The 7,236-nt window shown below is 46.1% G+C and carries 5 protein-coding genes; 1 reads left to right on the forward strand and 4 read right to left on the reverse strand.

The window, feature by feature from the left end; translation table 11 throughout:
• Window positions 1-48: 48 nt before the first annotated feature.
• From DVG78_RS19920 to DVG78_RS19935, 4 genes are all read right to left on the reverse strand, one after another.
• A complete protein-coding gene (locus DVG78_RS19920; RefSeq protein WP_114462803.1) occupies window positions 49-4,068 on the reverse strand; it encodes a S8 family serine peptidase in 4,020 nt (1,339 codons plus the stop codon).
• A gap of 321 nt (window positions 4,069-4,389) precedes the next feature.
• On the reverse strand, window positions 4,390-4,728 hold the full coding sequence (locus DVG78_RS19925) for a hypothetical protein (protein WP_114462804.1): 339 nt from the start codon (window positions 4,726-4,728) through the stop codon (window positions 4,390-4,392).
• A gap of 170 nt (window positions 4,729-4,898) precedes the next feature.
• Complete coding sequence (locus DVG78_RS19930) at window positions 4,899-5,492, reverse strand: hypothetical protein (protein WP_114462805.1); 594 nt, start codon at window positions 5,490-5,492, stop codon at window positions 4,899-4,901.
• A gap of 132 nt (window positions 5,493-5,624) precedes the next feature.
• The gene (locus DVG78_RS19935; protein ID WP_114462806.1) at window positions 5,625-6,050 is read right to left on the reverse strand and encodes a hypothetical protein; all 426 of its coding nucleotides are present in this window, start codon (window positions 6,048-6,050) and stop codon (window positions 5,625-5,627) included.
• A 105-nt stretch (window positions 6,051-6,155) separates the two neighbouring features.
• Between DVG78_RS19935 and DVG78_RS19940 the strand changes: the two genes are divergently transcribed.
• Window positions 6,156-7,127, forward strand: a complete 972-nt coding sequence (locus DVG78_RS19940; protein WP_147277127.1) for a hypothetical protein — start codon at window positions 6,156-6,158, stop codon at window positions 7,125-7,127.
• Window positions 7,128-7,236 lie beyond the last annotated feature (109 nt).

Raw genomic sequence — 7,236 nt, forward strand, 5'->3', positions numbered from 1 at the left:
TTTATGGGGTAAAATAACAGGCATCCTCTCACAGTACAGGCGCGCAACTTAGTGTTTTACAATGGCATTAATGATGCGCGTTGGTGTACCCTCCACTTCAATTATAGCAAAAAACGTACCGCTTTGCAGCATTTTAAGGTTGAATTGTGTACTAAATTTTTTTTCATTCCCTTCCATCTGTTTTTTTAGTATCAAACGCCCCTGTAAATCGTACAAAGAAGCGATTATTTTTTGCAAAATGGGGGTCGGTGAAGCATATTCTAAAATGACAAAATCTTCGGCTGGATTGGGATATACTTTATATGCTTCTGCAATCGGAAAAACGGGTTCTGTAGCCGTGATTGTAATCCGTACTTCGTCTGAAATCAATTCGCCACATCCATTTACATTGCCTCTCACCGAGTAGCCGCCCGTTTGCGTTGGCATGTACGTTTTGGCGGTAGCGCCCGCAATCGGCAGTCCGTTTAGGAACCATTGGTTGCCCGAAACGGCACTGGATGTAAGCTCGATGCCACTGGTCGTAATGGTGGGCTTTTCGGCTTTCTTGGTCGTGATAGTTATGGGTGATGACACCGAAGGTAGACAGTTATTGACCGAAGTACTCACTGTATACACGCCTGAATTGCCCGCCGAGAAGGTAGCATTCGTGGCTCCGCTGACGGGTTGATTATTGAAAAACCACTGATACGCGCCGCCGTTTGCGGGGGCGGTGAGGTCAATGACCGTGCCTTCGCAGATGGTGGTACTTCCCGTGACCGAGATGGTCGGATTAGTGCTACTGGAGGACTGCGCCACGACGGGAACCCTGCCACTCGAACAGCCCAACGATTTAACCTTCAAATCATAGAAATAGTAATAGGCGTTTGTGAGGGTATCGATACCACCGTTTTGGGCAAACAAGGCCCCTTTTAATGTAATAACATTGGGAATGCTGAACGGAAAACCCGATACTCCCGAATTGCTTCGGAATATGGTGGCCCCGTTTTCGTACTCAATCGTAATTTTATAATCTCCTGCGGCGGGAATGGCTAAATTAAGTGGGTATACATTGCCGGGGTCGCTCGGGTCGTCGGAGACTTGTCCCGTCGGGGCGCCCTGATTGGGGGCGTTGGGATTTCGGCTGGCGGTCACGTCAATCGTGGTGGTAGAAATAAATTTATCATCCAAGCCGTATACGGTAAACGTCAATCGACCAGCTGAGGAGGTATAGAGCCGAGCGCTTTCTAGCAAAACGGGTACTTCGGCGCGGATGAACGGCGCGGGGCCGAAATTGCCAGAATAGGTGCCTCCCGTAAAAGCGGATTTGGTGGTGGGGCCTAATGTGCCGCTGAAATCGTTGAGGGCTACGTAAAATGTTCCTCCCGGCAAACGTACACTGCTACTCGTTGAGTTGCCGACGGCAATAAATTGAGAAGAAGAAGGATTGTCATACCAAAAGGCGGTTCCGTTGCCATTGGCGATGAGCGATAGCGGGTCGGTGCCGCAATAAGTTGCTGTAGCCGAAGTAATCGTTGTTAGACCAGCCACTGCTCGGGTTTGAATCAAAGTATTGTTCAGCGAATCCTGATCGTCTGGCAGGAGTGTTTTAACCGTAAAGAGATAGTTTGTTGCGGGTTTTAATTCACTCAAAAAGGGTGCGGTCAACGAAAATGTAGCTTCCGAAAAAGCCGCTAAAGCCTGCATAAGGGTTGAGTTAATGGTTCCGAGTACGGCCCCTGATGGCTCCGATACCTGAACCGAAACGGGAATAGCCGTTAGAGCTTCCGAACCGTTGTTTTTAAGTCGAACAGTAATGCTGCTGAGTTGATTGTTGCAAAAATTGTTTTCGGGCGTGACCAATGCTGATAGGCTCACGTCGCGTGAGGGGCGCGTAAAACGCACTAAAAACTCCTGCGTTTCGCCCTTGGCGTATGTGCCGCAGGCTGTTACAGCGGCGGGATTGTTGGTTTCGGCCGTTACGATGCGTATGCGAGATAGGTTATTGAAGATTAACCCAGACGGTGCTTTAAGTACGGTCGAAAAAACGCCATTGCCCATGACCGACGAAGCCGCTACCGTTTCATTTTCGTCGTCAAAATCTCCGTCTGAATTCCAGTCAACAAACGCTTTTACCGCTTTGTTGAAATCTCCGCCGCAAGAGCCGATGCTTATTTCCAAAGGAATGCTTTGCCCCGAAGAAATCGTGACCACTTGACTCATAAAGTCACTGTATGTTTGACAGCCGTTATTGCCAAGCTGGGTGACATTTCCCAGTACCACTTTCGTGATTTTGGTGTCTGCGTCGGATGTAGCCCGGGATTCACAATACGCCTTGCCGCCGATGCCGCTGACAATCAGCGCGTAAACTTGGGTGTTGTTGGTCAAAGTGCCTTTGTGCTTTATAGTAATGGTGTAGGTGCGCCCTGGAATCGCGTTGGGAATCAAGATTTGTTCCACATTGTCCCGAATATTATCCCCCCGTGTTGCGTTGTTGGCGGGTTGTTCAGGGTCTAGCACCCAGGGCAACGATTCGGTTGTTCCGTCGGAGATACGGATGTCTAAGTCGTTCATTAACTTAGGGGTACGGTTATTAAAATTGGCGGAGTTGACGGAAAAAACAGGGGCTTCTGGATCCGTCCAGCAAATGGTGGCAATGAGCGGCCCTTTTCCCGAGGCCACCACCTGTGTGGTGTAAGTTTCGTTGGGCAACAAGGTGCGCTCGGTGATTAAATGCGATTTATCTTTGTTGAGAAGCACTTCGGCGGCTTGCCGTTGGTCCAACAATCCCCAGCCGTATTGGTAATCGGGTCCAGGATTGCCAGCATCGTCGGCAGTATGCAACACGAGCCCTTTTAATGTGGCCGAACGCATAAACGTACCGTTTAGGCTATGGTATAATTCCTGCAACAAAAAAATAGAGCCAGATACATTGGGCGACGACATCGACGTGCCGTTGAGGGTTGTGTAGGCGTTATTGCCCGTGGAGGTGGTTGAGAAAACGCTCACGCCCACCCCCACAATGTCGGGTTTGATGCGCCCGTCGTCGGTAGGGCCCCAACTGCTGAAACTTGAAATGCGCGGGTCAGAAATTTGATTATATCCATTATTCAACACGCTGATGGCACCCACCGTCAGGCTGTTTTTGGCGGTTCCGTAAGTCGAAATTAAATCATATCCCGTTTGGGCGGCGCGTGGAGTGGTGCTTTTACGGTTGCTACTGCCAAAAAAATAGGCAGTTCCTGCGGGTGGGCCAGTAGTGCCCCGGTCGTTGCCTGCCGAATTGACAATGAGATAATAAGGAGCATTATAAGCAATGCGGTCCCATTCTCGGGTGCGCGAATCGTAAAAACCGAATTTGTAGTCCTGAAGATTGTTCACCGTCGAATCCCCGTACCATTCCCATTTAAGGTTGTTGTCGGTGCCAGGCCGCTCGGTATTCAACCGCCATCCCGACAGTGTTCCGTACGAATGGTTTGAAACGAGTAAGTTGGCGGCCGCATTGGCCATTTCGGGGGTGTCGTTGTTGAAGTCATGGGCCAGTAGGGTTGCCGCGTTGGCCATCCCACGGGCCCGGGGATTGATGCCCGTGGCAATCATGGTGCCGCTTACGTGGGTAGCGTGGCTGCTTACGCTGGTTGCATTGTCTACCTGCGTGATGCGCCCCGCCAATTCGCTGTGGGTTTTCAAAACGGCTCCGCCATCCCAAATCCCCAACCGGTCTTTCATCACACTGCTGCCGCCCGTGAGGTTCAGGTCTAATCCGCCGCCGTCGTAGAGCGCGTTGGTACGGGTCGTGATTGCGGCCCCCCGGTTGGTGGTTGTGATATTATAGAGAGGTTGTCCAGTTTCGCTCACTCCGCTCAAAATCACTACGCTGCCGTCGGAAAAATCTTGCCGCAAAGGCCAATTGTTCTGCCGAGCCAAGGTTTTTAGTTGGGAGTTTAGGATAAAGTGTTGATTTTCAATGAGTTTTTGAGATTCTTGAATTTTTTGCAGTTGCTCGCCCGAATACAATGGTTTGAGTTGCGCGTAGCTAGTCAACGAAAAAAAGGATAGCCCCAAGAGAATGAATCGTAAACGGTAGTGCATGAGAAGGGTATTTCTTGTATAAACGAAAAACGGTGGGGTGAAGTTATAAGGGAAATGCAACTTTCCAAAGCACGCTGTTTTGGGTGTCAAAAAGGACGCAAAATGCTGATTTGAGTGATTTCAATCTTGTTTTAAGCAAATACGACTAGGAGAGGCAGAATGTTGCATACTGGCAAAATACACCAAAAAAAACAGCGGCCTTCGCATTTGTCGAAAACCGCTGTTGATAAATAGAATCAAAAACAACTTCATTGGGGGTGGTCTTTCATCAGCTCACCTTCTCTAGCTGCTGAAAACGAAGCGCTCGCCAGCTTCAATGGTTTATGCACGTTGAGGTTTAAGTAGAGGAAAGTTTTGTCTGAACAAAAAAGCGATGTATGCGATGAATAAAACCCGGAGTATGCCGTTGGCGATTTGCGCTATTTGTGCTGAATAATGAACCGTGAAAAGCAAGGTTTTATCGGCTGATTTTTTCAATTCCATTTGAAAGAGGTGTGCGGTTGTTTTTGCTTCCACTTGGGCAGTAAAACTTAGGAAGGAAAACGATTGTTTGGCCGTTACACAAGAGGTGCTGGCGGAGGGCTTTGACTCGGCTTGACAAACCTGCGCAAAGGCGATGAAGCCAAGGATAAGCGTTGCGATGGTGAGGGCCTTTTTCATGATCGAGTTCCTTTAAAGTTGGTAAAAGTGTTTGCTTTGAACACTTCAAAGGTCGGGGGATATAATGAGGTAGAAAATCAATAATCTTGGGGATATAGGTAGGGGTAAAAAATAAAAATCCCTGAAATTCAGGGGATTAGGAAAGTGGGAATAGGGAGATAAAACAAAAGTTAGGTTCTTTTGTGCGCTCTGACGAGCGAAACGCCATACGACATCATCAAAATGCCGATAATATCAATGCTCATTCTGACAATACTCAGTTGATAGAAAAGGATAGGGTAATTGGTGACGAGACTATCAGAAAGAAAGTAAATGAGCAATGAGAAAATATAAGGGGTCAGAATCCCCCACGAAATCCAACTGTAAGCCTTTTGGGTAAAAGAGGTATTGTTCTTTTGGGTATAATATTGCCGAAAGAACAAAAGCGGCAATACAATCCCGTTGAGGGAGAGCAGCAACGAACCCATTTTCTGGGCATCTTTGTAACCCTCCCCAAAGACCGTGTTCAGGATTTCCAACCCCGCTAATACAAAAGCAGCGTAGCGGACAATCTCGCCCGTTTTATCTTTCAATACCCGACTGTAAAACAGCCCCAAAAACAACAATTCATTGACGTAATAAAAAGGCGAAATAAAGAAAGTATCGTCTATTTCCAGTTTTTGAAGAATGGGGATAACTTGGGCTTTGAAAAGATTGACAAGTTTTATAAATGAATTTTCGAAAACAGATATAAAAAAGCCAATTAAAGCATACCAAAATAACATCAAAAAGGGCGAATGCTTAGTAAGATAGTTCAGTCGCTTAATAATTATTAAAAGCAATAAAATTCGGGCGACTAACATAACATACCCCAGACGAACTGTAAGAGTATAAATATCTAATTCTGACATTCTATGTTATGCTTCAGGTGCTGGAACTTTTACTTTTGTACCATCACCACCGTCACCTGCGTCGTCTTCGCTTGAATTAATGATAAGGAATACTTTGCCATCATCGTCCCGGCAAATGCTTACTTTTACAATTTTGCTGTTGGGCGAAAACCAATTGGGGTGTTGTAAAACTTGTTTGGTAATGGCAAATTGGTTGTCCGAAAGTGGCTCAGACCTCTTAAATTTTGCCAGTGACACGGCATTGTTGCCAGTAGCAACCGTGATTTTCAGCCCATCCGAATCAGCGGCACTGCTTAAATCCAAAGCGGTCTTTTTGTTTATTTTTTGTATGGTAGTTCCTTGGATTCTGCTCCCGAGTTTATCGTTGAGTTCTTCCTGTTCCTGAGGAGACATCGCTGCCAAAAAGTGGTTCACTTCTAAAATGTTTGACATACTTTTTGAGTTGAAGGGTAAAGGCTTAAATTTTTACAAAAGGTATAATTTTTGCGAGAATTATTCCATAAATTTCTCAAAATTAATTTTTTACCTTTTTGGGTTATGTCTATTCTCCGTTATCACGACGCACATATTTTGGTGAAAACCCAAAAAAATAAAAATTTTTGTTGGGCGGCCTGCATTGAAATGGTCACGGCCAAATACAACAAATCTCTTATCCCGGCTTTGAAAAGTGATGCGCTTGAAAAAGACAGATTCAGTTTTCAGTGTATTTTGGCCGACAAACAGGTAGAGTTGTTGAGAGGAAAAAAACATATTGAATTTAATTTCGGCCATTGCCTTACCTGTGATCCGTTGGGCGATACAACGCTGAGAAGAGGGAGTAATCTTTATCAACAACTTTTCAAACAAGTTTGCCAAATTGACTGCACACAATTTAAGTTAAAGGGTTTTCCCGATTGGCGGTTTATTGAAGAACAAACCGCCAAGGGCTTTGCCATTATTGTGAGCGGTATTTATATCCCAAGTTGTCCGGGGGCTTCTCATGCCGTAGTCATTACTGGATGTTTTTTGGAAAAAAATCATCAGGGAGACTACGTTCATTGGGTCATTGCCAACGACCCTTTCGTGACGGCTCCCTGCCTGTCAAAAAAAGCCCGCAAAACTGCTTGGATTTATGAAGAACTCATCAAGAGCCATGAGGCCGCCAGTCATGACGTTGATGACCACAAACCCCTGATTTATGTCACCGATTTTGTGCCCATGTCCTCCAAAACGGTTATCAAAAAATCTCCTCGGAAGCTAAGGGCTGCAAACTCTAACGACGGTACTTACCCAGCTTTGAAGGATGAGGAATTGGAAAGCGGGGTAGAAGCGTTACTGAAAAGTTTATTTGATACCCAAAACAACTCGTTCCTTTATACGCATTTCGGATTCAAGAAGCAGACAAAAATGGATCCGAAAGGCGTGATTCCTTATCAAACACTCGGTAATTTTAAAAATACGTTGCAGGAAAATGAGCCGATTCCGAAAGACCTGACCACGGGAAAAGCAAACTGTCTTGTCCTAAAATAGATTGACCATCTACACAAGCAGATGGGACACATATTTTTGCTTCGCAAACAGGCACACGAACTACGGATGCGCCAGATGGTTGAAGAAATCAACCTGAACCGATTGACTA

Origin of the sequence: Runella aurantiaca, from assembly GCF_003339505.1 — a bacterium.
In the GTDB taxonomy this organism is placed as follows: domain Bacteria; phylum Bacteroidota; class Bacteroidia; order Cytophagales; family Spirosomataceae; genus Runella; species Runella aurantiaca.